The 23,620-nt window shown below is 46.6% G+C and carries 18 protein-coding genes; 6 read left to right on the top strand and 12 right to left on the bottom strand.

What is annotated here, in order from left to right:
- Positions 1-152: 152 nt before the first annotated feature.
- From BM100_RS03410 to BM100_RS03420, 3 genes are read left to right on the top strand one after another with little or no spacing between them, the layout of a single operon-like run.
- Complete coding sequence (locus tag BM100_RS03410) at positions 153-1,145, top strand: hypothetical protein (RefSeq protein ID WP_092507968.1); 993 nt, start codon at positions 153-155, stop codon at positions 1,143-1,145.
- The gene (locus tag BM100_RS03415) at positions 1,145-2,296 is read left to right on the top strand and encodes a BamA/TamA family outer membrane protein (RefSeq protein ID WP_092507970.1); all 1,152 of its coding nucleotides are present in this window, start codon (positions 1,145-1,147) and stop codon (positions 2,294-2,296) included. The genes BM100_RS03410 and BM100_RS03415 overlap by 1 nt, the downstream gene beginning before the upstream one ends.
- Complete coding sequence (locus BM100_RS03420) at positions 2,293-3,429, top strand: DUF4056 domain-containing protein (RefSeq protein ID WP_092507972.1); 1,137 nt, start codon at positions 2,293-2,295, stop codon at positions 3,427-3,429. The genes BM100_RS03415 and BM100_RS03420 overlap by 4 nt, the downstream gene beginning before the upstream one ends.
- Positions 3,430-4,272: 843 nt before the next feature.
- On the opposite strand, the gene BM100_RS03430 is transcribed toward BM100_RS03420, so the two are convergent.
- The 9 genes from BM100_RS03430 to BM100_RS03470 form a co-directional block, all read right to left on the bottom strand.
- Positions 4,273-4,743 carry a MarR family winged helix-turn-helix transcriptional regulator gene (locus BM100_RS03430; protein ID WP_092507976.1) on the bottom strand — a complete coding sequence of 157 codons (471 nt, stop codon included), beginning with the start codon at positions 4,741-4,743 and terminating at the stop codon, positions 4,273-4,275.
- A gap of 91 nt (positions 4,744-4,834) precedes the next feature.
- Positions 4,835-5,590 carry a maleate cis-trans isomerase family protein gene (locus tag BM100_RS03435; RefSeq protein ID WP_092508476.1) on the bottom strand — a complete coding sequence of 252 codons (756 nt, stop codon included), beginning with the start codon at positions 5,588-5,590 and terminating at the stop codon, positions 4,835-4,837.
- 14 nt (positions 5,591-5,604) lie between these two features.
- Positions 5,605-6,627 (bottom strand): carbon-nitrogen hydrolase family protein, encoded by a 1,023-nt coding sequence (locus BM100_RS03440; protein WP_092507978.1) that lies wholly within the window; start codon positions 6,625-6,627, stop codon positions 5,605-5,607.
- A 32-nt stretch (positions 6,628-6,659) separates the two neighbouring features.
- On the bottom strand, positions 6,660-7,571 hold the full coding sequence (locus BM100_RS03445; protein ID WP_092507980.1) for a fumarylacetoacetate hydrolase family protein: 912 nt from the start codon (positions 7,569-7,571) through the stop codon (positions 6,660-6,662).
- A gap of 2 nt (positions 7,572-7,573) precedes the next feature.
- Positions 7,574-8,713, bottom strand: a complete 1,140-nt coding sequence (locus tag BM100_RS03450; protein ID WP_175494906.1) for a cupin domain-containing protein — start codon at positions 8,711-8,713, stop codon at positions 7,574-7,576.
- Positions 8,714-8,893: 180 nt separating this feature from the next.
- Positions 8,894-11,227 (bottom strand): bifunctional salicylyl-CoA 5-hydroxylase/oxidoreductase, encoded by a 2,334-nt coding sequence (locus tag BM100_RS03455; protein WP_244590590.1) that lies wholly within the window; start codon positions 11,225-11,227, stop codon positions 8,894-8,896.
- Positions 11,228-11,332: 105 nt separating this feature from the next.
- Positions 11,333-11,752: an acyl-CoA thioesterase gene (locus tag BM100_RS03460; protein WP_092508482.1), complete on the bottom strand. Its 420-nt coding sequence runs from the start codon at positions 11,750-11,752 to the stop codon at positions 11,333-11,335.
- A gap of 139 nt (positions 11,753-11,891) precedes the next feature.
- A complete protein-coding gene (locus BM100_RS03465; RefSeq protein WP_244590591.1) occupies positions 11,892-13,535 on the bottom strand; it encodes an indolepyruvate oxidoreductase subunit beta family protein in 1,644 nt (547 codons plus the stop codon).
- A gap of 14 nt (positions 13,536-13,549) precedes the next feature.
- Entirely contained in the window at positions 13,550-15,736 is a 2,187-nt protein-coding gene (locus tag BM100_RS03470) for a thiamine pyrophosphate-dependent enzyme (protein WP_092507982.1), read from the bottom strand.
- A gap of 555 nt (positions 15,737-16,291) precedes the next feature.
- On the opposite strand from BM100_RS03470, the gene BM100_RS03475 reads away from it, so the two are divergent.
- Entirely contained in the window at positions 16,292-18,466 is a 2,175-nt protein-coding gene (locus BM100_RS03475) for an autotransporter domain-containing protein (RefSeq protein WP_092507984.1), read from the top strand.
- A 132-nt stretch (positions 18,467-18,598) separates the two neighbouring features.
- Here BM100_RS03475 and BM100_RS03480 read toward each other — a convergent pair whose 3' ends face one another.
- The gene (locus tag BM100_RS03480; protein ID WP_092507986.1) at positions 18,599-19,834 is read right to left on the bottom strand and encodes an MFS transporter; all 1,236 of its coding nucleotides are present in this window, start codon (positions 19,832-19,834) and stop codon (positions 18,599-18,601) included.
- Between the two features lie 550 nt (positions 19,835-20,384).
- Between BM100_RS03480 and BM100_RS03485 the strand changes: the two genes are divergently transcribed.
- Positions 20,385-21,434 (top strand): AraC family transcriptional regulator, encoded by a 1,050-nt coding sequence (locus tag BM100_RS03485; protein ID WP_092507988.1) that lies wholly within the window; start codon positions 20,385-20,387, stop codon positions 21,432-21,434.
- A 37-nt stretch (positions 21,435-21,471) separates the two neighbouring features.
- Here the strand turns inward: BM100_RS03485 and BM100_RS03490 are convergent, their stop codons facing one another.
- Complete coding sequence (locus BM100_RS03490) at positions 21,472-22,230, bottom strand: hypothetical protein (protein ID WP_139216927.1); 759 nt, start codon at positions 22,228-22,230, stop codon at positions 21,472-21,474.
- A gap of 136 nt (positions 22,231-22,366) precedes the next feature.
- Here BM100_RS03490 and BM100_RS03495 point away from each other — a divergent pair, with 136 nt between their 5' ends.
- Positions 22,367-22,576, top strand: coding sequence for a hypothetical protein (locus tag BM100_RS03495; RefSeq protein WP_092507992.1), 210 nt, complete (start codon positions 22,367-22,369; stop codon positions 22,574-22,576).
- A 123-nt stretch (positions 22,577-22,699) separates the two neighbouring features.
- Here the strand turns inward: BM100_RS03495 and BM100_RS03500 are convergent, their stop codons facing one another.
- A complete protein-coding gene (locus BM100_RS03500) occupies positions 22,700-23,590 on the bottom strand; it encodes a SphA family protein (RefSeq protein ID WP_092507994.1) in 891 nt (296 codons plus the stop codon).
- Between the last annotated feature and the right edge of the window lie 30 nt (positions 23,591-23,620).

Consider the following 23,620-nt stretch of genomic DNA (forward strand, 5'->3'; position numbering starts at 1 on the left):
AACGAAAATTCCAAATAATGCAATAACTCGGTGCCAAGCATAATTCGTTAATGCTTGTCTAAAATACCTATGCTAATCTACGCCGCTTTTCATCCCCTCACTGTTGATTTGATAGGCAATTTATCTGTCAGAAATAGGATGTGTAACCAATTATGAATTTAACTAACACCAGCAAATTATTAGCTGCCACTCTTTGTTTTGCGGCTTCGTACAGCTATGCGGATAGTGATCGTCCACTTTTTTCATTAACCGTCGCAGAATCTGGAGCTCCGCAAACAAATAGTGACGGAAGCTTATCCCAGTCTTCTCAGTCTAAATCCCGTATTTTGCCAATTTGGGGTGATGCGGCACGAGCGAAGGGCTACGATCTGCCTGAGCCGTTTGGTGCTAGTTATAGTTATATGAATATGCGACAGAATATTGTCATTGATAGCATCAAATTCGAATACACTAACCCTTTTATCAATGAGCGCTTCGGAAACATGATAACCGTAAACGCAGGTGATACTCGCCAAAAAAGTGAAACTCACCTGCTTAAGCTCGATTCTTGGGTATTTCCCTTCCTAAACATCTATGGCCTTTATGGAAAAACAAAAGGTAAATCAAATACAAATTTAAATAATATAGTCGTTGAGGACGATGCTGATACTCTTCGAAATATTCCTTTCGAGCTGAATTTCAAAGGAAAAACTTTTGGTGGTGGAGCAACTTTTGCGGGTGGATATAATCAATTTTTTGCCACATTAGATGCTAACTATACCCGCACCAATCTGGATATTTTAGATGGTGATATTAGTGCTTTTGTTCTGACACCTCGTATTGGTTATGAATTTGTATTTAACCCATTAATTGCTGGTCAGGGTAATAGTAAGGTTCAAGTCTGGGTTGGCGCTATGTACCAAGATATCACTCAACAGTTTAAAGGTGATGTTGCCGGTCTTAATTTACCACCTAACTTAGAATTTTTATTTGGTATGTTAAAAGATCAAACAGACATAAAATTCGACGTTAAACAACACCTTGCCCATAAATGGAGCAATACTGTTGGTGCTCGTTTCGAAGTGACCCGCAATTTCAATGTTATCTCTGAAGTCGGTTTCGGCAATCGGAACACCTTCTTTGTTTCCGGTGAGTTCCGTTTTTAATGTTGGGTCTCGCTATATTCAAAAGGCTGGTCATCTCCAGCCTGCTTATTGTCACCGCCTCATCCGCTTATGCTGATATCTTGCCCGACCGACAAAAAATTGATGGTTGGTTAAATGAATTGGGCGGAAACAACTCTTTTGATGCCCACAAAAAAATTGACTGGGGAGTTTTGCCCGGCCCTTTCTATACCCCTGAAATGGGAATAGGGGTGGGTGTCGCCGTGGTGGGTTTATATCGCCCGGACAGTTCAGACCATACCAGTCAAACCTCGTCATTGGGACTGAGCGGTTTTAGTTCATCGACCGGCGCATTTGGCCTGAACTTTACCAATTACAATTTTCTTGCCAATGACCAATGGCGGTTATTTGTTTCTGGAACGCTGAATAACACCCCGACTTACTATTGGGGCACCGGCTATCACGCCGGCAAGGATAACGGCAATAAAGAAAAATACCGCTCTCAGGAATTTGATATCCGTCCCCGTTTCCTCTATCGCGTGGCGGATGCCACCTATATCGGGCTAGGCTGGCATTTCTCCTCCGTCAATGCCAGTGATCCGGATATCGGTGCAAAGCGGTATTTCGCCCGGTCAGTCGGCGGCCGTTCCGTTATCAGTTCTGGCGTCAGTACCTACTTCAGTTATGATACGCGGGACTTTCTGCCCAATGCCCGGCACGGGCAAACATTTGAGATCGTTTATACCTATTTTTCCCCTGAATTGGGGGCGGATCATCGCTTTCAAACCACGCAACTCCAGTTTTCAGCCTATCACCAGTTATCCGAGAAGACCGTGCTGGCGTTTGATAACTATGCCCGTTTCAGCTCAGGTGATGTGCCGTGGAACCAGCTCTCATTGCTCGGCAATGGCCAGCGGATGCGCGGCTATTATGAAGGCCGCTATCGTGACAACAATATTTTCACGACCCAATTGGAGCTAAGACATAAACTTGACTGGCGCCACGGAGTAGTGGGGTGGATAGGAACCGGAACGTTAGCAGATTCGCCTTCGGAATTGGGCACAAAACACTGGCTTCCTTCGGTCGGTGTTGGCTACCGTTTCGAGTTTAAGCCACGCATGAATGTCAGATTAGATTTTGGTGTCGGTAAAGGCAGTACAGGATTTTATTTTCAGGTAGGGGAAGCGTTTTGAGATTATTAGTAACACTGTGTTCCTGTCTTTTGCTAGTAGCATGCCAAGGTAATCCGCAACCTACCGAATCAGTAAAGCCTGTTCTTACCAGTGATACCCGCGAGCAGTCGCCAAAAGATTGGCCCGTACTGCCGCCAATGGCGCCACCAGAGGGCTTAAGAGCCTGCTGTGTTTTCGGCTATGACCTTAAAACCCAGCTCTGGAGCATCCCGGTTCCTTTCTTCAACATTGACAATATTGTTGAAGCCGAGAAATTGGGGGAACATCACTACAATGACAGTGTGTTAGGCGCCAGCGCGGCCTTGATGGGAATAAGCAATGAAAAAATCGGCTTGCTCTATACGCACAATGGCGGGTTTATTGATATCGCCCATGTGAGGGATACCGCAGATTATTCCCTCTATTTATTCAGCCAAATCCATGCCCGTCTTGGTCAGGAATGGGAGTTGTCCCTGAGCAATGAACTGGCTGCCCGCAAGATCCATTTCTCCGCATTTACGCCGCCAGAAGATCCGGCTGAACGTTATACTCTGAGCGCTTATTTAGCCACTAAACTGGCCTTTCAGCTTGCGGTATGGCATGAAATTGCGCAATGGTATGGCTATCAATCAATTCCGGGTTTCCCGGAAAGCATCTCTGCATTTTCACCGGAAGATCTCTACTCGAATTTGCTGGGGGCACGACTGGCATTAACGCTGATCCTACATGGAGATGCGTCTTCGTTAGCCCAGTTTTCGACGTCCATGGTTACTATTTTGCCCACCGCCTTGAATGAATTGGGCGCTTACGACAAGGCCGGCACCAAGGCGATGTTTGATAGCCTCGATGGGCTTTGGTGGAATAGCTACCAACGCATTCCGCAAAAGTTTCTCGTATTGCACCGCAACTATGATATTCAGGACGACCGTTATCCCTTAATGCCTTCGGGTAAGGAAGATTTTGCCTTGCGTCTGGCCTTGCCTGAGCATTACCTGCATTTCTCCTTGGGTAAGCTGGCCGAATTCCAGTTGTGGCCAACCAATGAGATGGTGAACTTACCGGCTCCCAAGCAATATTGGACAGTCAAAGACTTTAAGAAGCTGGTAGAGAATGCCCAACGCGAAGATGTACAGCAGCAATTTTTGATTAAATAATTTTTGATTAAGTAATATTGGCTGTATTCACGCTTACCCCGGCCACATTGTTGTTTCTGTGGCTGGGGTATCATATAAGGCCATCACAGCGCATTTCTGATATGTGCCTTTAATTCAATGGCCAATTGCCATAGATAACATAAAGTTTCTTGAGCAGAAATTATTTTTGGATTAGACAAAAACGATAGGGAAATTGAATGTGGATTAAGTCATTGTTCAATATACTGATAATAATAATTTTATTTATTATCAGTAACGTGGGATTCATTTCTCTTGATTTGACTATCAAAGAAATCATGACGCTATATTCAAACGAGGAATATCCCGCTACTGAACTCTCTTTTCTGGTTAACATCACTGATTATGTGATGCTGACTAATAACTTACTCTTTATTTTTTGCACCGTTATATTCTTATTTCGCAGCCAATTAAGGCACGGTTCACATTTGCTTTTTTTGGGGGTTTTAATCAATCTATTTAATAATACCATCACATTTATTTATATCCTGACTTCCTCAACGCTTTTTCAATTCGTCAAAAGTCATGATCTCATTTGGATATTGGCTTTGTTTCCTGTCTCAATAATTATTATTTATCGTCTTGCAAAAAATAGCACAAGCAAATAAACAACAGAGATATTATTGCGTGCGCTTGAAACAAGCGATAAGCAATTCAGAGCAATCGTATCTAAATTTGTTGTCCTTTAACTTAAATCAGTTTCAATGAATTTTCGATGCGGTTGCCCTGTGATTTCATATGCGTACCGTTACGAAGCGCCCATTTCGCTGTAATGGCACTGTACTGCTTGGGATTTGTGGGGTATTTTTTTTCCAGCCATCGCTGTTATTTTTCCAATCCCCCCAATATCTTATAGACCGGCGTATGCCGTTTAATGAGTTCTTGCAGAACCTCTTTCAACAATTCGCTTTTCCCACTGCCCAAGGGTTCCAGTACACTTTTCTCATGGGATTCCGCTTTAGACAACAATCCCGTTACTGTTTGCAGCCCCACTTCTGTCAGGCGTACCAAGGTGACACGACGATCACCGCCGCCATTGGAAAAACGCTCCACATAGCCTTGTGACTCCAGGCGCTGCAAAACACGGGTAATCGTTGGTTGTTTACTGACTGTTTTTTGCGCCAACAGGCTAATGTTGATCGCCCCACTTCCCGCCAGCGTTGATAACACCCGCCACTCCAACACTGACAGCCCTTGCGCTTCAACAATGTCATGGAACTCAGAAGAAACCAACATCCATGCCTGCCCCAGTAAGGCAGGCAAGTAATTGTCAACAAACACTTTTGAATCTGGCATAAGTTGAACAACCCTTTTATCTCAGGAAGTTTTTCGTTTTCCGATTTTAAAAGGTTCAACCGTGAAAAACACGTCCCTGATCATAATCTTCTCAATATTTTCCTGATAACAGTGAGCCAAATCTCGGAACATATGTATTCAAGCCAAGCTGTTTCAATATCCTGTAGGTTGTTGCCACAGATGAGGAAATAACAGGCAACCCAACCCTCTCTTCTATCAGTGGCACTGACGCCAGTGACGGCATTTGTACACAAGCGGAAGCAACCATAACATCGACATTGCTGTTCAAGCGCTTGGTTATCTCCAGTGGCGCGAGGGGATCTTGCCGCCCGACATCAAGGTTATCGGGGATTTCCAACGAAATGCTATCAACAACTTCAATGCCTTCGTTTTCAATGTAATCAATCACCAATTGCGTCAATGGCTTCATATAAGGGGTCAGTATGGAGATCCGTTTTGCCCCCAATGTGTGGAGGGAATCCACCAATGCTCCCGCACTGCTGACGACTGGAGCTGGATGCCCGTTTTCCTGTGTCCGCAGATGCAGACGTTTTTCAGATATCCGGTGATACCCTTTTCCCATGCTCATGATGGCAACCAAACAGGCATATCCCAGCACATCCACGGCGGCATCCGATAATTCAAGCGCACAGCGATCACTGTCGGCGTCCATTGCCGCCAGTTCATCCTTGGTGACGGTTTTCATTCTCATCCGGCTGGCATGAAAGGTAAAACGTTCCGGGCCAATCGCTTCACGGGCACGTAAAATGGCGGGGATCTCCGTTTCCATCGTCGTGTTGGAGGAAGGGACAATCTGGCCGATTCTGAAATTACGTTTCTCGCTCATGGCTGGTTTATCGCTCATGGCTGCTTCCCCTGCACAGGCTCCATCCCTATATTGAGATCATCTTGTTCCTGTGGAGTATCCGTAAACCGGATCGCATTGCCGGGCCGACGGTTGACTTGCAAGTCAAAAATATCAAAGCGATTGTAATGCCCTGTTATATCGTGCATCTGGCGAGGCTGGATACAGCGGTTCAAATCGATGTCGGCATACACTATCCCTTCATCATCAATCAAGGGATTGCCTATCACGCGGCCATCCGGCCCAATCACGCCCGTAAATGCGCTTTTGCGGCGGGACAACAACTCTTCCGCTTCGGGGTGGCTTTCCGCCATCGCCTTGATTATTCCCGCTGAGATGGTGGAACAGGAAACAATGGTAAACACCTTACCTTCGAAAGAGTGGGCCGCCGCCCGCAAACGAATGGCCTCAGCCATATCATAATCCGGCGGTGCGACCGGCAAAGAAATGTAGCTGGCGACATGTACCAGCTCCCCCTGAGACAACAAAGAAAAGCGCGCCAGCGTATTGGTATTTTCGCCGCAAGCCAGCACTCCCAATGGGCCAATGCTGGTGTCATGCACTTTCAGCGAAGAAGCATCACCATACGCCCACGTCAGTTTTTCTGCCCACGTTGGAACCAATTTACGATGGCGTCCAAGGATGATCCCTTCATCAGAAATGGTCACCAACGTGTTATACAGTGTCGCGACGCCCTTGGGATTGCGTTCGTTCACACCAATCACGACATTAATGCGATGGCGAGCCGCGGCCTGCGCGATTTTTTGGATTTCCGGCCCCGGTATTTCGATGGCTGATTTGCACAGCTTTTCAAACCATGCGCTTCCCTGCACTGGGTTCATGATCCAATTCCAATAAGGATAGCCGGCAACAAAGACCTCAGGAAAAGCGATCAGACTCGCACCTTTGTTTGCTGCTTCATGAATTATCTGGCAAACAAAGTTAACTGTGGCCTCCGTATCCAGAAAAATTGGGGCTGCCTGTACTGCGGCTGCTTTGAACTTAGGAAGATTCAGCATATCAGGCTCCTGTTTTTACGTTTTCAATGGCGCTACACAGCGATGACGGAATGTCGCAAATCACCTATTTTTTCAAGGTGCGCTTCGATAATATCCCCCGGCCAGACCCATTCTTGTGGCGAACGCCCCGCTCCCACACCTTCAGGCGTTCCCGTCGCGATGATATCGCCCGGTTCCAGCGTGATTCCTTTGCTGATATCTGCAATCAGGGTGTTGACCTTAAACAACATATGACGAGTATTGGACGCCTGTTTGGTGACTCCGTTGACTTTCAGGCTCAGGGCAAGATCTTGGGGATCAGGAATTTCATCAGCCGTGACAATGCAAGGGCCGAAAGGCGCATAAGTGTCTTGTCCCTTGGAATAAATCCACTGCCCGGCACGGCGGCAATCACGGGCACTCATATCAATAATCAGGCTATAGCCAAAAACATATTTCAACGCATCTTCTTCCGATACCCCTTTGGCCCGTGTTCCCATAATCACTGCCAGCTCAACTTCCCAATCCAGTTGTTGAGTGATTTCACTGTTATGTTCAATGGCATCACCGGGGCCAATTACTGTCGTCGGCGGCTTGGAAAAAATAACCGGTTCTTTTGGCAGATCTTTCGCCGTATCTAGAGCCAGGCTGGATTCCGCCACATGTTCAACATAGTTCAGGCCAATGCCAAAAATGTTTTTCCGTGGCCGGGGAATGGGAGCCAGAATTTTCACATTCTGCACGGACAATGCCACGCCCAACGGCCATTGTTCATTGAAAGAATCCAGCAGGTCACTTGTGTGGCTCACTGCCAGTGGCCCCAAATCGATAAAATCCAGCATATTGTCCGGTAACACTTCCCCGATATGGGCCGCCAACTTTGCCAGATCCACCACATGATGATTTACAATCGCCCCCAACCGTGCTGCGGCGGTTATTTCTGTACGGTAAGTCACTAGACGCATCTTTATCCCCCCACTTGTTGATGCCCGCCGTTATCGTGCAAGGCTTCTTCGTAATACAACTGCAATGCCTGAATAACCGGCAAATCATTGAAGCAGAACAGGCAGGCATCCTCGGTTTGTGAAGTATTCACATGTTCATGGAATGCCCATGAGGGAACGCAGAAAATATCACGCTTCTGCCAGTCAAACCGTTGCCCATTGATGATTGAGTATCCCTGCCCTTTGGCTACCTGATAAATGAAGCTGCCGGTATGGCGATGTGCCTTGCCGACAAAGCCGGGACGCAATAACTGCATGCTGGCACCAAGGGTTGGCATGACATGCCCACCGGTCAGCGGATTGGTGTAATGCATCAGAATATCGTCAAAAGGAGATCCTTCCGCAATGCTGGCATAACGCTGCAAGGCTTCATAAGTTGGCCCCCATTGATATCTGAACAGCGGTGAATAGGGTTTGTCCCAACCGACATTTTGCGGGCGCAAAGCCGGAGCCCCCCATAAGGCAATGCTGGAATTTACTGGCTCAGTGACAGCCTGGCGCAACTCGGGATGCACTTTATAAAAACTGGCTTCCAAGGTATTGACCAGCGGGATATCCAGCCCATCCTGCCAGATGCACTGCGAGCCATCAGGTTCAACGCCGTGTTCATGCCATGTTCCATTCGGCGTCAAGACGAAATCATTCTCTTCCAGTAACATTTTTTGCCCATCGACGATGGTGTAGGCTCCACGCCCTTCCATGATAAAGCGCAGGGCGGAAGAAGAGTGGGCATGGGCTGATGCCGATTCACCGGGTTGCATGGTCTGGAGGCCGGAATAGAGCAATCCCACGGCGGTGGACATTCCCTTTCCCCCTGAGTTGTTCAGATAAACTACTCGACGCCCTGCCTGCTCCGGTGTCACCAAGTCGGCAGATTTAATAACGTGCTCCCGTAGATCGCTATAGCGCCAAAGTACGGGAACTGAGGCGGATTGCGGCTGCCAAGGCTCAATCTTATTGGCGATGGTCCAAAGTGCCCCTGTTTTGTATTTTTCCAATTCCTGATAATAGGCCAGTAATTCAGGGGAATCGGATACATTGGCTCGACCGAGAATATCTTCCTTGTATAAGTCATGAGCCAGATATTTTTCTTCTTGAGACATAAATATCTCCTGCGCTTTCATGTTGGAATGTCTGTCTGCCGTCTCTCAAATTGCCGCTTTGCTGGCGGCAACTTGAAATCCATCGGGGACAGAATTGGCTATAAATCTGAGTATAAAGTTGGGTATTAAAGATAATGCCGACATGCACGGATAACGTTGAAACCGTCGCTGCCTGAAAATCTATTGGGCATGTTTCTGTGCAAGTTGGCGTTCCAGTTGCTCTTTGCCGTAGAGATAAGGTTCAGGCCACTGAATATGTGTCCAACCGTATCTGGCGCACTCACGCAATAACCAAGCCGCATCAGATAAAAATGGGCGTGACAAGGCACAGAGATCGGCACGGCCAGAAGCAATGATGCTGTTGATTTGGTCAGCATCTGTAATGGCACCGACGGCAATAACAGGGACTCTGCCTTCATTGCGAATGCGATCCGCCATTGGGGTTTGGTACATGCGTCCGTAAATGGGTTGCTGTTTTGTGGAAACTTCACCTGTAGAGCAATCGATGATATCCACCCCTGCCTCATGGAAATAGCGGCTGATAGCCACTGCTTCATCAACTGTGGTTCCCCCGTCAAGCCAGTCCGTGGCAGAGATCCGCACAGATATCGGCAAATCAGCGGGCCACACTTCACGTACCGCGTTAAAGACCGCCAGCGGAAAGCGCAGGCGATTTTCCAGTGAACCGCCATATTCATCAGTACGCTGATTAGTCAGCGGCGAAATAAAGCTGGAGAGTAAGTAGCCGTGGGCAGCTTGAATTTCCAGCCAGTCAAAATCCGCCTCTATGGCACGCCGTGTTGCAGACACAAACTGATCAATAATTTCACCCATCTGTGCCTCGGTCATTGCCTCCGGCACTTGTGAAATTCCCGGGAGATAAGGCACTTCTGACGCGGAAATCAAAGGCCAGTTGCCTTCGGCCAGCGGATGATCCGACTGCTCCCATCCCCGCTGGGTTGATCCCCGGCTTCCTGCGTGCCCCAGTTGAATGCCTATCCGGGCATGAGTGTGCTGATGGACAAAATCAGTAATTGCCTTCCACGCCTGCACTTGTTTGTCATTCCACAAACCCGTGCAAGCTGGCGTAACACGCGCCTGTGGTGAAATTGCCGTCATTTCGGCAATGACCAACCCCGCTCCGCCCTGTGCCCTGCTGCCCAGATAAACTTGATGGAACAGCCCGGGAACGCCATCTTCTGCGCTATACAGAAGTGTCGGAGACACAACGACGCGATTTTTTAAAACAACGTTCCGTACCTTATAAGGTGTCAGCAAAGGCGGAACGAATTCAGAAGAATCACCGGCCTGTTGAGTAAACCAATCCTCATAATTTTTCAGCCATGTTTTATCCCTCAGCCGCAGGTTTTCATGCGAGATGCGCTGCGAGCGCGTCAGCAGCGAATAGGCAAATTGCTCCGGTGAAAAGTTTTCATAGCGCATCACGTTTTCAAACCATTCCGTTGAATTACGCGCGGCATTCTGGATTTTCAGCACTTCAATGCTGCGCACGGCTTGATAGTGGGTTAAACCCGCCTGTAGATCCCCTTGATGAACCTTCAGGCTGTTGGCGAGTTCAATGGCATCTTCCAATGCCAGTTTTGTGCCGGAGCCAATGGAAAAATGGGCGGTATGGGCGGCATCTCCCATTAACACAATAGGAAGCGGCTTGCTGTTTTCTGTCTCTGGCTTGAGCCAATGCACCCAATTAGCGCAGATTACCCGGGGAAAACGGATCCAGATTGCAGCACCGCGCAGATGGGTAGCATTAGAGATAAGGGGGTGCCCATCCAGCCATGACGCAAACAGCTTTTCACAGTAAGCAATTCCCTCTTCCTGTGACATGTTGTCGATCCCCGCCGCCAGCCAGGTTTCTTCTGTGGTTTCGACAATAAACGTCGATAGCCCTTCCTGAAATTGGTAGGCATGAACCTGAAACCAGCCATGTTCGGTTTCTACAAACAGAAAGGTAAAAGCATCGAATACCTTGCGGGTGCCCAACCAGACAAAACGGCAATGGCGTTGGTCGATATCAGGCTTAAATGCGTCGGCATGGCGGGTACGGATCTGGCTGTTGATCCCGTCGGAAGCAATCAGTAAATCTGCATGATATTGGCGGGCAATTTCTTTCTCGTCATCAACTTGGGTTTCGAATACCAACTCCACCCCAACCTCCTGACAGCGATCTTGCAGAATATTCAGTAATTTTTTGCGGCCAATTCCGATAAATCCGTGACCGCCACTGCGATTGACCGTGCCCCTGAAATGGATGTCGATATCATCCCAATGACTGAATTCCTCTCCAATTGTTCGGGCCGATACGGGATCTGCCGCGTTCAGGTTTTCCAGCGTAGCATCCGAAAACACCACGCCCCAACCAAATGTGTCATACGGACGATTTCGCTCAATCACGACAACGCGGTTGTCAGGATTTTGCAATTTCATCAACAGGCCGAAATACAAACCAGCCGGCCCGCCGCCAACACACACTATATTCATACTTTTTGGGTTCATACTTCCTCTCCTGTCACACCGAGTCTGGCACCTGATAGTGCGATTGGAATTTAAATCAATGAAGATGCGGATTGCCCAAGTGCCATCGCGAAGGCATCTGTTTTGTCAGGGCATTTGTCTTGTTAACGCATAATAAAGCTCGTCAGGAATAGGTATTGCCCGATGGGTATCCAATGAAGTGGTCACATAAGTCTGCATTACCCTCATCCTTAACTCCCCGTTCTTGCTGATGCAGCGCTGGAGTAATTTCAAAGATTTCCTGCCAACCTGTTCAACCGCCAATTCAAGATTGACTTCATCCCCCATCCTGCTGATGGCTTTAAACTCAGCCTCCAGATGCACTGTCGGCAACCCGAAACGGTGTTTGGAGATGTAATTGGCATATCCCATTGAGGTCAATTCATCGAACCACGTTTCCAACAGGTTGTTGAACATCACGAAATATTGTGGGTAGAAAACAATCCCCGCGGGATCACATTCAGAAAATCGAATCTTATGAGGTAAGGCAAATTTAAGCAGGTTCACCACAAACGCTCCCTAATTCAGCTTCATTGATATACCGCCCCTGTCACGAGTCAGTTAGTCAATATGTTGTTTGTTTAGCATGTTGTTTATTCAATACGTTTGTTGCTCAAAGCACGGGCTATTCAATCTGGCCGGCCCGTCAATACAATGAGAGATGCCGCTGGCATGCGCGCAGTTGATCACCATGTTCATCAGCCAAAGCCGCTTCCCTGAGCAATCGCAAACTGGTTGGGGACAGGTGAGGCAAATGGCGATCAATAATTTGCATCAAGGTTTGGAAGTTATTCATCCCACGGGTATAGGTATCCCCATATCCCTTGATCAAACGCTGGCAGTGAACAATTTCCAGCGCCAACGCCGGCTCATGTGCTGCTGTCGTTCCAATTCGCTGCAACCACTTTTCAATTCGCTCCGTTTCCTGCTGAAAGCGTAAAGTATGCCGGCGCATCCGACGCCAGCTCGCCAACGTATACAGCAGCAGATAACCGCCAATCGAACTTGTGGTGATCACGTGCCCACGACTTAGCCATTTTTCCAATATTCGCTTAACGAAATGAGAATCAGACAACCAGCGGGCAACACTGACTGGCAAGGTGTCACAGATTTCCTCGATTCTGGGATGCAGGAATTCCTTGATCTCAATAAGTTGATCACTTCCGGCCGCCACATCTCTGCTTATCCGCTCAAATCGGCTGGCGCGGATTTTCAGATCTGCCACTCGGATGGTGTCTTCATATGCCATCCACAGCGCCAAGTGGCGGGCAGTTTCACAGAGTAATTTTTTACTGCGACTGTGGTTATGATCCGGCTTTCCAGCCCTGCCTATCAGCGCTTGCAATCGCTCAAGGTACAATCGGGCATACGCCGGATCTTGGTAATCAATTAAACGTCTGATCCCTTTTTGAGCAATATCGTGAAGGTAAGGTGGCATCTGCTGCTGGATATGCTGCAATAGGCTTTTTACCTCGTGCTGATCCGTCGGGCCATCATGGGACAGGCCACGATCACTGTGCCCATGATGAGGATCCGGTGTATTTTCCTGAATATCGCCATCAGTATTGGGGGTGTGAAATGCAGAAGTTGAAGCCGCAATACCATCTTCTGACTGCACTCGCCCCAGCCCCAAACCAAAAGCAGTCAAACTGGGTTTTATCCCTACACCACCTTTGATAATAGTTTCTTCAAACTGGGTACGATTGAATGGCAGGATGCCGATACCACAAAGCGCCCCGAACAGCACGGCACTGATCACACTGCCACTTTTTTCCGCCACTGACGCCATATCAAAATGGACAAAGTGTCGGGCAGCCTGACGGCACTGCTGGATCAACACATTGCTATCCACGCGCCCGTCTCCCATCGCCGATTTTTCTTTCATGGAGAATACGCGATGAGTTGAAGTGATCAGCGTGGTGCGATCGGGTGTAACAAGGCCACGCTGAACCGCACGACCGGCTTCCATCAATTCAGAAGCCAGCACAATATCCACGTCACCGGCAGTCGGCATCAAAGCCAGTACAGGCACAGCTGTCTCCGGATTATCTGCACCGGGAAATAATTCAACGTAATAAACGGTTGCCCCCGTTCTTTGCGCAACACCGGGCACAGAGGTCGTTTGGGCAAAATAGCCATGCGCTTCAGCTAAATTGACAATCCAGTCAGCCAGCACGCCGCCGCCTTCTCCCCCCATCGCCAAAATAGCAATTTTGATCAGCTGCATTTGCGATTGCATGAGCGTCTGTTTCGTCGGTTGAACGCCCTGTATTTCATTGGGTGATTTCATTAAGAGCAACTCCCTTAAAAATCATACCGTGCGCGGCGTTTAGCATCATGGCGCTGCAAATAACCGATCACTTTTTTGCGTACACGATGCATGATCCGCTCCCAGCGAGTCGGATTGGCAATAATTCTCGTCTTGAAAAAAGAGGGGCACAGCACTGCGGCATGGGAAACTTCTCCGCATAACCCACAGCCCACACAGCTATTCAATACGGTGGCAATCGGATCTGTACGCAACGGATCCGGATTGGGCTTGATTGACAACGAAGGGCAGCCGGATAAACGAATACAAGAGTGATCTCCCGTACACGTATCAGGATCAATGCCAAAACGCTCACGGACGATCCTTTTCCCCGCTGCAATCGCTTTATGGTTCTGCCTCTTTTCACGACGTTGCTTGTTCAACATGCACTCGCTCTGGGCGATCACGATTTTTGGTCCTTTTTCGCGGCTCGTCAGAGCTTCTCGCAAGGTCTGGATCATCGTTTTCAGATCATAGGTACGCCTGACTGTCCGCACCCATTTCACGCCAACGCCTTTTACCGCTTTCTCGATGGCATGACCTGTGCTGCGGCTCCGGTTCAGAGCGCTGGAGGATGGGATATCCTGCCCTCCTGTCGCTGAGGTGTAGCTGTTGTCGACGATAATCGTCAGATTATCGCTGCGATTAAAAACGCTATTGGCAACGCCGCTTGTCAGCCCGTTGTGCCAAAATCCACCGTCTCCCATGACGGAAACCGCCCGCTTGTTCGAGTTTGGCGTATTCAGCGCCGCCGAGCCGGCAGCCCCCAGCCCATATCCCATCGTGGTATTGCCAAAATTGAATGGCGGCAGAATGGCAAACAGGTGGCAGCCAATGTCAGCACTGACATGGTGCGGCCCCAATTCCCGCTCAATCAATTTCATGGCCGTAAAGATCGGCCGTTCCGGACATCCCGTACAAAACCCGGGGGGGCGGGTATGAACCGCGTTCAACAGAGAATCTTCCGGTACAGCATTGGCGCGCAGCTCCCCGACAGGCAAGGTGACCGCGGGAATGCGTACCTGACAAGCGGCTGCCGTGACCTCAGCTTTAATCTTGTCGTAACGTTCAAGGAACGCCCGCAGCCCCGCCAGCACTGTGGCCGTGTTGTATTCGCCCGCCATTGGCAGCAGATCTTTGCCGTGTAAACGGGTAGTAATGCCACGTTGGTGCAGGATATTGGCAACATTCTGCTCGACAAAATTAGGCTGGCCTTCTTCCAATACTAAAATGGCCTGCTTGCCATGACAGAAGCATTCAAACTCTTCGTCGATCAGCGGATAAGCCACATTCATCACATACAGTGGGATCTGGCTATTGCCGAAAACATCGGCCAACCCAAGCAAATTCAAGGCCCGGATGACGGTGTTGTAGCATCCGCCTTGCAGCGCAAGACCGACATCATCCGCCCGTTCAGAAAAAAATTCATTCAAACTATGCTGCCGGATAAAGTGCACAGCAGCAGGCCAGCGTTGCTCAATTTTCTCTTTCTCATGCAGAAAGCTGGCGGGAGGCAGAACAATCCGGTTCAGATCGCGCACCGGATGTTCCAGCGCATCTTTGATAAAAAACGACGGGGCGCGGTTCTGCGCACAGACAAATCGGCCATGTACATGGCAGGCACGAATGCGCATCTGCAACATAACCGGCGTATGGCTGGCTTCCGACAGCTCAAATCCCATTTTCACTGCCTGAACAATTGAAGGTAAATTGGGACGCGGATCGAGCAGCCAAATCTGGGATTTCATCGCAAAAGCATGGCTGCGTTCCTGCATGATAGAAGAACCTTCGCCATAATCTTCTCCGACGATAATCAACGCGCCGCCAAGCACGCCCCCCGAAGCGAGGTTTGCCAGCGCATCTGAGGCAACGTTGGTGCCAACCGTGGCCTTGAAGGTGACGGCACCACGCAAGGGATAATTCACGGATGCGGCGAGTGTTGCAGCAGCAGTCGCTTCACTGGCACTGTTTTCAAAACGGACACCATATTCGGACAGGATATCTTGCGCATCAGCCAGTACATCTATCAAATGTGAAATCGGGGCGCCCTGATAACCGGCCACATACGCAACCCCTGACTCCAGCAGTGCTTTTGTCACGGCAAGTATGCCTTCACCACTGAAAACATCGCCCTGACCCAGACGCAATTTTTTGACTTCTTCTACAAATGATCGCTCTGCCATGCTCACCTCGTGGTATCCGTTAATCATATTCACCTGTATTCGCTTCAGGCTTTTTAATTATTTTTTGCCTGCCAGTAATTCACCTTTAATTAGGTTTTTATATCATTCAGCGTTTATGTAATTCAGATAAGGATTAACGGTCAATGCATGATTTGTCATGCAGTTGTTATTTATGCAGTGTTTGGATAAAGCATGCAGCAAGCGGATAAATAATGAGGAAAAACAGAGGGAGATAGGATTATTCGGAATAGATATCGATTCTTAAGCCATGGCTCTCCAATTTAAACACAAAAACATTTCATTAACATCGACGCAATTACCTCACTGTTCAAAATACAGGCTCAATATCACACTTTTTTCATTAAATTCAATTCGAAATGGAAGAACCACAATAAGCAACCATACTTACATGAAGCCATTTTGTTACCAAATGGTTAATTAAAAATATCCGTTAATTAAATGCATCAGCAAATCCATTGAGAGGCATCATCTATATTTTTCCCTTAATAAGCGATGTGCTGATAATTAAAAAAAGATCCTTAAGGAGAATGCTAAATGAAAAAGGCATTTTTATTTACACCTGTGCTGCTGGCTATTTCAATCAGTTCCTTTTCCCATGCTTTTACCAATATAAATCCATGTATCATTGGGGATAGCTTAAGTGATACAGGAAATGTCAAAAACTTAAAGGGAGGTACACTCCAGGCGCGTTACACCACGGATGGGGACACATCAAGGCTTTGGCATGAATCAGATAACGGCCACAGGTCAACACCCTCCAAATTAGGTGGCACCAACTATGCCGTAGGCGGCGCAACCGCAATCGGAAAATTTAACCTCACCAACCCCAACAACACGACAGCAAATCAACTGATAAATTGTCTGAAAAATAGAACCAACCCAAACGGAATTTATGCTCATTACGTAGGCGGAAATGATATCAAAGCCGCATTGGTGATGAATCAGGAAAAACTGTTTAACCTCAAAAACCCCTCCGACTTTAATCCCGATGCGCTGATAAAAGAAAGTGCGGACGCTGCCGCAGCACAAATCAACACATTGGTGAAAAACGGCGCATCGTTAGTTATTGCCCCTAACATTCCTAATGTGGGTGCAACGCCAATATTGTTGGATATGGTATTGGCAGAAGGCATAAAAATGAAAGTCAAAAAAATAGTCGATACTGAACTAGATAAAATGAACGGGTTTATACGCGGGTTTGCCGAAGGCAAAATCAACAAAGCTATCCAAAATGAAATGCCAAAACAAATAGAAAATATTTTGGGCGAAATACATTTAAAAATTAATGAAAATCCCGACCTGGTTAATGAATATGCCCGTCAAGTAGCACTCCAAAAGTTATTTGAGAGACTCGGTCAACAGGCTGAAGAAAAAGTTAAAGACATGGCGAGACAATACGAAACAGATCTTTCGATGGCTGGAATAGATCTGAAAGATATAAAACTAGACCCCAAACAAATTGAAAATGAGCTTAGCCAAGGCTATGCCAAATTCGCTGCTGCGGCGACAGCCTTGACTGAAGCTTATAACAAACGAGTGGATGACAATATCAACGGGAATATCTTACGTGTTGATTTTGATGGCCTGCTGCGTGAGGCTATGGCTAACCCATTGATTTATGGCTTCGGCAATAACCTCGGTTATGCTTGTGGCGCGGGGGTTGCTGCCAATCAATGTTCTTCCAAATCGAACGGCACTGGAAAGCTCGGCCCTAAAGATTTTGATGGCAGCAAAGAATTTATTTTCTCTGATGGTTTCCATCCATCGCCGTTGGCACACAAGATCATGGGCCAATCTCTTAAATCCACCTACATCGCGCCAACACAGGTCATGACCTTGAATCAGGTCAATCGCTTGGCCGTCAATAACACCCGTCATTCCCTTGATGCTCATTTACAACAACTGCGCAAAGGCGGTAATGAACAAGGGAAAATTGGCGTCTTCGGTGCCTATACCGGCAACCGTCATAACTCCTTTACGCTGGGTGGCGATTATCAATTGGCCGAAAACTTTTTGTTGGGCGCGTTGTACTCCAATGACGAATTCGATCGCTCGCCTACTTCCGATTTCAACTATGATGGAATGGCTCATGTGGTAACAGGTTATGCTTTATGGAATGTCTTTGACAATGCATGGTTGAACGCCGATCTCCATTACGCACGTATGAAATATGATGATCTGACCCGCAGCATCCAGCTGGGTATGGCGACCCGCAGAGAAACAGGCGCAACCAACGGTAACCAGTGGGGCGGCCGTCTTTCCGCCGGTTGGGATATTCCTGTGACCAATGCCATCAGCACCAGCCCAATTTTCCAGTTCGCTTGGGATAAAGGGGATATAGATGGCTACCGGGAATCCACCCAAAACAGTACTTCCATGCGCTTCGGTGACCAGAATTACACGTCTAAAGTCGCTACATTAGGCTTGCGTGTCGATACTCAATTAGGCCGTTTCAATCCTTATGCCTCTATCACGTTTAATCACCAATTCGGGGATAACCGCTACTCGCTGCGCAGTGCCATTAAATCCACCAGAACGTCCTTTGTGACGGAGAGTGACCAACAGAAAAGAAACTGGCGCGAATATACAATAGGCGCAAACGCTAATCTGGTCGGTAATGTGCGTGGTTTTGCTTCCGCCACCCGTAATGAAGGCCGTTCGCAAGACCCTAAATATCATTTCACTCTGGGTATCAATGCCAGTTTCTAAATATGTAACGGTTAGTACGAAAAAATACAGTTTACTACTAAACCAATACCCCCAGCTCTCTGGCTGGGGTATTGGTGTATATTGAATCCAGTAACGTGATATCGGTGCTCACAAATTTATAAATCACCCAATTTATAAGCCGCCATATTCTCTCTCATATAAATCAGCAATATCGTCTTGCTCATGAGCAAGCAGCTCATAAAAAAGAGGAATAAAGCGAATAAAAATAGAAATAACGATAATTACTGACGCTGAAACTATCAATGCTGATACATAGCCATAATTTGCGATCATAAAAGGCGTCAACAATAGGCCGAGCGGGTTACCAATCCCAATAAAAGCATTATGGATAGTTTGTACTTTCACTCGATTTCTTTCAGGAATTGCGATGGAGCGACTTGATTCGATACTGACATTATTCATCACTATGGCTATACCGATAATAAATGCCAGAATACTCCAAATACCAATATGATTGGTGAAAGAAAATAATAAGAAACAAATCCCTATAGCAAAAAAGGAAAGAATGACACTGCGAGACTTCCCTATAATCGGTTCGATTTTCTTTTGTAAATAACATGATGAGAAAATAGCGCCGCCCGCTGCACACCCTTCAATTAATCCAATAGTGACAGGCTCCCCTCCAACGACTTTTATTATAAAGTAAGGAATGATAAATGATGAGAATGAAACAAGGAACATATTGACTACCATTGAGGAAAAAGCCCACCAAGGCTCAAAGCGGTAGCCCATGAATATCGCTATTGAATTTTTCATGTTATTACTGGAAGGCGGTGGACTTGAAGAAACGGGTATGCCTTTACAGCTTATGGAATGAAGAATAACGAGAGAGGCTAATGATAAAAGAATAATAGCCCATATCATATTTTCAAACCCAACCCATTGGTATGCCCCCATTCCAATTGCAATCCCGAATAAATTATTTGAAGCTTGAATCAAGAAAGTTTTTCTGAATGCTTCAGTAATAAAGTTTTTATCCACTATCGTCGGGATAAAAGCATTAACAACAGGTGAAAAAAATGCCTCAACAAACCCTACGCCAATAGCAATCGGTATCAATGCCAACAAGCTCACCGACAGGGATTTGAGGAGCATAGTTGTCAGTAACATACAGATAAATAAGAATATTAATTGAGTCAGCAGCCGTTTTTTGCCTAATTGTTCAAATTTATGTGCAAGAAAAAATCCGAATACACTTTTAGACAAGAAATAGATGGCAAGAAAGCAAGATGATAACCAGACATTGTCGTCATGTAGAAGGTAAAGTGTCATGACAGAAATAAAGATACGTGACGATAGTATATATATCGATTCACCATAACGTATTTTCCAAAAATCACTCGTCATTATGTTCTATAACTCCTGACTTAGCCTTGTCTCTATTAAATGAGTCAACAGATTCTTTCCGGCTGGTGTAAGTTTAGAATGGTTTTTAACGGCTATTAATTTTTTACTTCGTAATTTATCATGGCATTAATTAATGTATTTATTAATTAATCACCTTTTTTACATGAATAAATGGTTGATAGCTGACATATTTTTGACTAAGTTCAACATATGCTAACAACAAGAAGTTTATGTGTTTTTTTATCTATTGTCTATTGTTTGTTTAAAAAACAAACGTAGGGTATTTATAGTTAATTATTCTAATAATAAATATATTGAATATCATGTAAGAAAATAACTTTTCATAAAAATGCCATACTTCGTAAGGCATGTAACCTCAATGTATCCGCCATTCATTGTGCCCGCCATTTATAGTAAATATATGCTTATAATAATTGTGAAAAACTATTTATATTCCATTTAAATAAAATATGGATACTGTCAGTAGACAAAGAGATAACGTTAACAGCACGTTATTGTTTATTCATATTTATTGATGGAGGCATCTGACATGGTGAACAGCACTTGGCCTCTCTATTCAGACCCCAGATCTTCTGATTCAAAATGTGCGGACCCCAAATACGCCGTGCCAAAAATTGAGGCTCATCTCAGTTCACCAGAACATTTACTTTTTGCATCCAATGATCTTGATGAAATAAAGTCGATGGTTGGGCGGGTGATGCAACCTCATCAACTCAATATATTGGGCAGCAATCAAAAGCTGGATGCCCGGATGCATTATATTCCGCTTGGGGATTTTTCCATGAGCCGCTTGCGTTACGGCGCCAATGTGAATATCGATCCGGGTGAATTAGGTGACTTTTTTCTCGTCCAGATGCCATTGGTAGGCCGCGCTTGCATTGAAAGCGGTAACCGGCAACTTGATTCGACTCCTGATATGGCGTCTGTACTTAGCCCCAATCAACAGACTTCCATGCACTGGCATGCGGATAATGATCAGTTCATGGTCAGAATTTCCCGCTCTTTGCTGGAAAGAACGTTAATCGGGCAGATCGGACATCCGCTGGATCATCCCTTGGTATTTGAATTGGGATTTGCGTGGCGGAATTGTCAGGCATGGCGCTGTTTGATGCTTTATCTGCTGGAGTGCGCAACTCAGGTGCCTGATATTCTACAATACCGGATGATCACCAACCAGATGGAACAATTGCTTTCTGTTACTCTGCTGTCCACACATCAGCACAATTACATTGAATCGGCTAACCACCGTTGCGCTATTCGCCCGCGGCATGTGCGGCGAGTACAGGAATATTTGCAGGCACATGCCCACGAACCCATTACGGTCGAACAGCTCGCCCAAGTCGCGGGAGTCAGCCTGCGCAGCCTTTATTCAGGTTTCAAAGAATTTCTGAATATCAGCCCCATGCAATATTTACGCGATCTGCGCATGGCACATGTCCGCACAGAACTGCTGGCAGGAGAAGCCTCCAGCGTCACTGGTGTCGCCCTGCGTTGGGGGTTCGCCCATATGGGGCGATTCAGCGCAGAATATAAAGCCCGCTATGGTGAAACACCGAGTGAAAGTTTAAAACGCGGTTAATTTGTTATCACATTCAGAGCGGGTTGCAGCCCGCTGTTTATATCCAGAAAGGATCTGCATCTTCAGGCGGTTCTGCTCCACGGGGATAGAATTTTTCCAGTTGATTTTGTTGATAGTCCCTTACACAAAAGCAACTAGTCCCTCTAGAAGTTGAATGGAACCGATTACGAATTTCACCTCGAGGGGCATAGACAGGCAAAGTTAATCTATCGGCCAGATATTGTAGATACTGGTGCAGATAGTCATGTATGAAGCTAGTCGTAGAAGTGCCAGCGAGGGCTATGAAGGCATTAGTGGTTGTGGCAGCGATATTTGGTACGGCCACAAAAACAGCATCGAGCTTATTTCTTATGTCCATCCTGTTCGGCTCTGGAACTGATTTATATGTAATCCAAAAACCTTCCTGCAATATTATTTCTCTGACACTTGAGTAAAGCATCCAGGGAGTTATATGTGGATTCAGTAAGTCGTGACTCTCTTCTGAAGAGATGAGAACAAGCACATTTGCCTTGCCATCCGAATGATCGATGAAATAACCAAGACTAAATGGATTTGGAGCGTTTGCTACAAACGTAGTGCGAGAGCGCAGGGGAGCATAATTGCTATGATTTACCAAATCAGGGCGATCACCATAATGACTCATTTGTTGATAAAATTCACGAAAGGGCTTTCCCATCATTTCCCTCCTTGACTTACAAATTAAAGCTGTATTCACCATAAGGTAAAAACAATTTAATTTATAATAGTGATAATTTATTTGATAATAATCACATATATCAAATAAACCACTTGTCATTTAACTTACCTCCTGCAACCTGATTGAAGCGTATTTTCCAAATGTTTTTGGTTCCAATTTTTGCAAAATTTCTTTCTTTAGCTGTTTCTTTTTTCTGACATCGACCTGTCCACACCGGAATTTATAGGAGTAGGTGATGAAAATAAGCACAATAGCAGTGGCCATAATTGGTTTCACTCTGACCCCATCAGTACTGGCTGCAGATAACATTCATCCAAAAACGGGAGACGTTAAAATAAGTACCACACTGGGCTGGTTGGGTGGAGAGTCTAAAGAGTATACATACGCCGTAAGTTATTCTGGCAAAAAAATGGCTTATCAGTATCCAGACGATATACGACGTTGAGGGATCGATTCATTCCTCAACGTCGATAAAAGCAGAAGTCTAAACACCGTAAGGTTCCTCTCCCCTTAGAACGAGGAGTATGTCGACTATGCAGCGATTATTATTTGAATCCCCAACGTAATATTAGAATGGCACCACCGCTTTCAAGAAAATTTGCGATCCCGCCGGACGGTTACTGACTGCAATATCTTTTTGCCATTTCAGTGCCAGCAACCAGCCTTTATTATTGGCATAACGCACAGAAGGGCCAAAACCAAATCCGCTCTCTTTGCCTTGTGCTGAATTTGGCCCGTGGTCATTGGTAATTTGCTGGAAAACATAGCCCCCACCCCCCAAGACCAGCCCGTTGCCAACGCCCCACCCCAATGCGTAATCGGCATGAATGGCCTGACCAGAAGTCGTGTTGGTCGCTCTGTTCCTAAAGTTGATGTCATACATCACCTTAAGATCGGCATTAATGCCATAGGCAGGGGAGTAACTCAGCGCCAGAGCCGGTTGCAGTCCCCAATGGTTTTTTCCTACGCTGGCAGGGTCTTGACGATCATAGCGGCCTGTTGGTGCGTAGGTATCTAAACCAATCACATAGTCTAAATTAGGCGTCGGGTGATAACCCAAGACAGAGCCAACTGTGATATCCCCTATCCCCTTGCTGCGGCTGGATTGGCCTTTTCCCTTTAGGGTTACATCCAATATGGGGGCAACCATATGGAAAGCCAGTTGACCGCCAAAAATCTGTTTTTCAGTCACCCAAAGCGCCCTTGGGGCAAAGAAATTAACGTTAGCCTTAAAGCCGGGAATCGGTAGCAGCGCGCCATGATTTCCCCGCAATTCCGTATAATGAACATGACCCGCATAAAATGCGGTATGGAATCCCGGGGGTGGCAGTGCACCTGACAAGTAGCTATCCAAGCCATCGGGATACAAGCCAACACCACCATTTTCTGTCGCCATTGCAGAGGTGCCCAGCAGGGATAACGTGATTGCATAAATAAGCTGTCTGAATTTTGTTGCCATACGCTTTTCCTCTCAGTTAGAGATAAGTTA

It is taken from the genome of Xenorhabdus mauleonii, from assembly GCF_900113945.1.
GTDB classification, from domain to species: domain Bacteria; phylum Pseudomonadota; class Gammaproteobacteria; order Enterobacterales; family Enterobacteriaceae; genus Xenorhabdus; species Xenorhabdus mauleonii.

Coding starts and splice junctions, on each gene's coding strand:
- BM100_RS03495 (WP_092507992.1), top strand. CDS start 22,367: ATGAAAATAAGCACAATAGCAGTGGCCATAATTGGTTTCACTCTGACC.
- BM100_RS03450 (WP_175494906.1), bottom strand. CDS start 8,713: ATGTCTCAAGAAGAAAAATATCTGGCTCATGACTTATACAAGGAAGAT.
- BM100_RS03490 (WP_139216927.1), bottom strand. CDS start 22,230: ATGACAAGTGGTTTATTTGATATATGTGATTATTATCAAATAAATTAT.
- BM100_RS03445 (WP_092507980.1), bottom strand. CDS start 7,571: ATGCGTCTAGTGACTTACCGTACAGAAATAACCGCCGCAGCACGGTTG.
- BM100_RS03480 (WP_092507986.1), bottom strand. CDS start 19,834: ATGACGAGTGATTTTTGGAAAATACGTTATGGTGAATCGATATATATA.
- BM100_RS03500 (WP_092507994.1), bottom strand. CDS start 23,590: ATGGCAACAAAATTCAGACAGCTTATTTATGCAATCACGTTATCCCTG.
- BM100_RS03455 (WP_244590590.1), bottom strand. CDS start 11,227: ATGAACCCAAAAAGTATGAATATAGTGTGTGTTGGCGGCGGGCCGGCT.
- BM100_RS03475 (WP_092507984.1), top strand. CDS start 16,292: ATGAAAAAGGCATTTTTATTTACACCTGTGCTGCTGGCTATTTCAATC.
- BM100_RS03470 (WP_092507982.1), bottom strand. CDS start 15,736: ATGGCAGAGCGATCATTTGTAGAAGAAGTCAAAAAATTGCGTCTGGGT.
- BM100_RS03415 (WP_092507970.1), top strand. CDS start 1,145: ATGTTGGGTCTCGCTATATTCAAAAGGCTGGTCATCTCCAGCCTGCTT.
- BM100_RS03465 (WP_244590591.1), bottom strand. CDS start 13,535: ATGAAATCACCCAATGAAATACAGGGCGTTCAACCGACGAAACAGACG.
- BM100_RS03435 (WP_092508476.1), bottom strand. CDS start 5,590: ATGAGCGAGAAACGTAATTTCAGAATCGGCCAGATTGTCCCTTCCTCC.
- BM100_RS03440 (WP_092507978.1), bottom strand. CDS start 6,627: ATGCTGAATCTTCCTAAGTTCAAAGCAGCCGCAGTACAGGCAGCCCCA.
- BM100_RS03485 (WP_092507988.1), top strand. CDS start 20,385: ATGGTGAACAGCACTTGGCCTCTCTATTCAGACCCCAGATCTTCTGAT.
- BM100_RS03410 (WP_092507968.1), top strand. CDS start 153: ATGAATTTAACTAACACCAGCAAATTATTAGCTGCCACTCTTTGTTTT.
- BM100_RS03430 (WP_092507976.1), bottom strand. CDS start 4,743: ATGCCAGATTCAAAAGTGTTTGTTGACAATTACTTGCCTGCCTTACTG.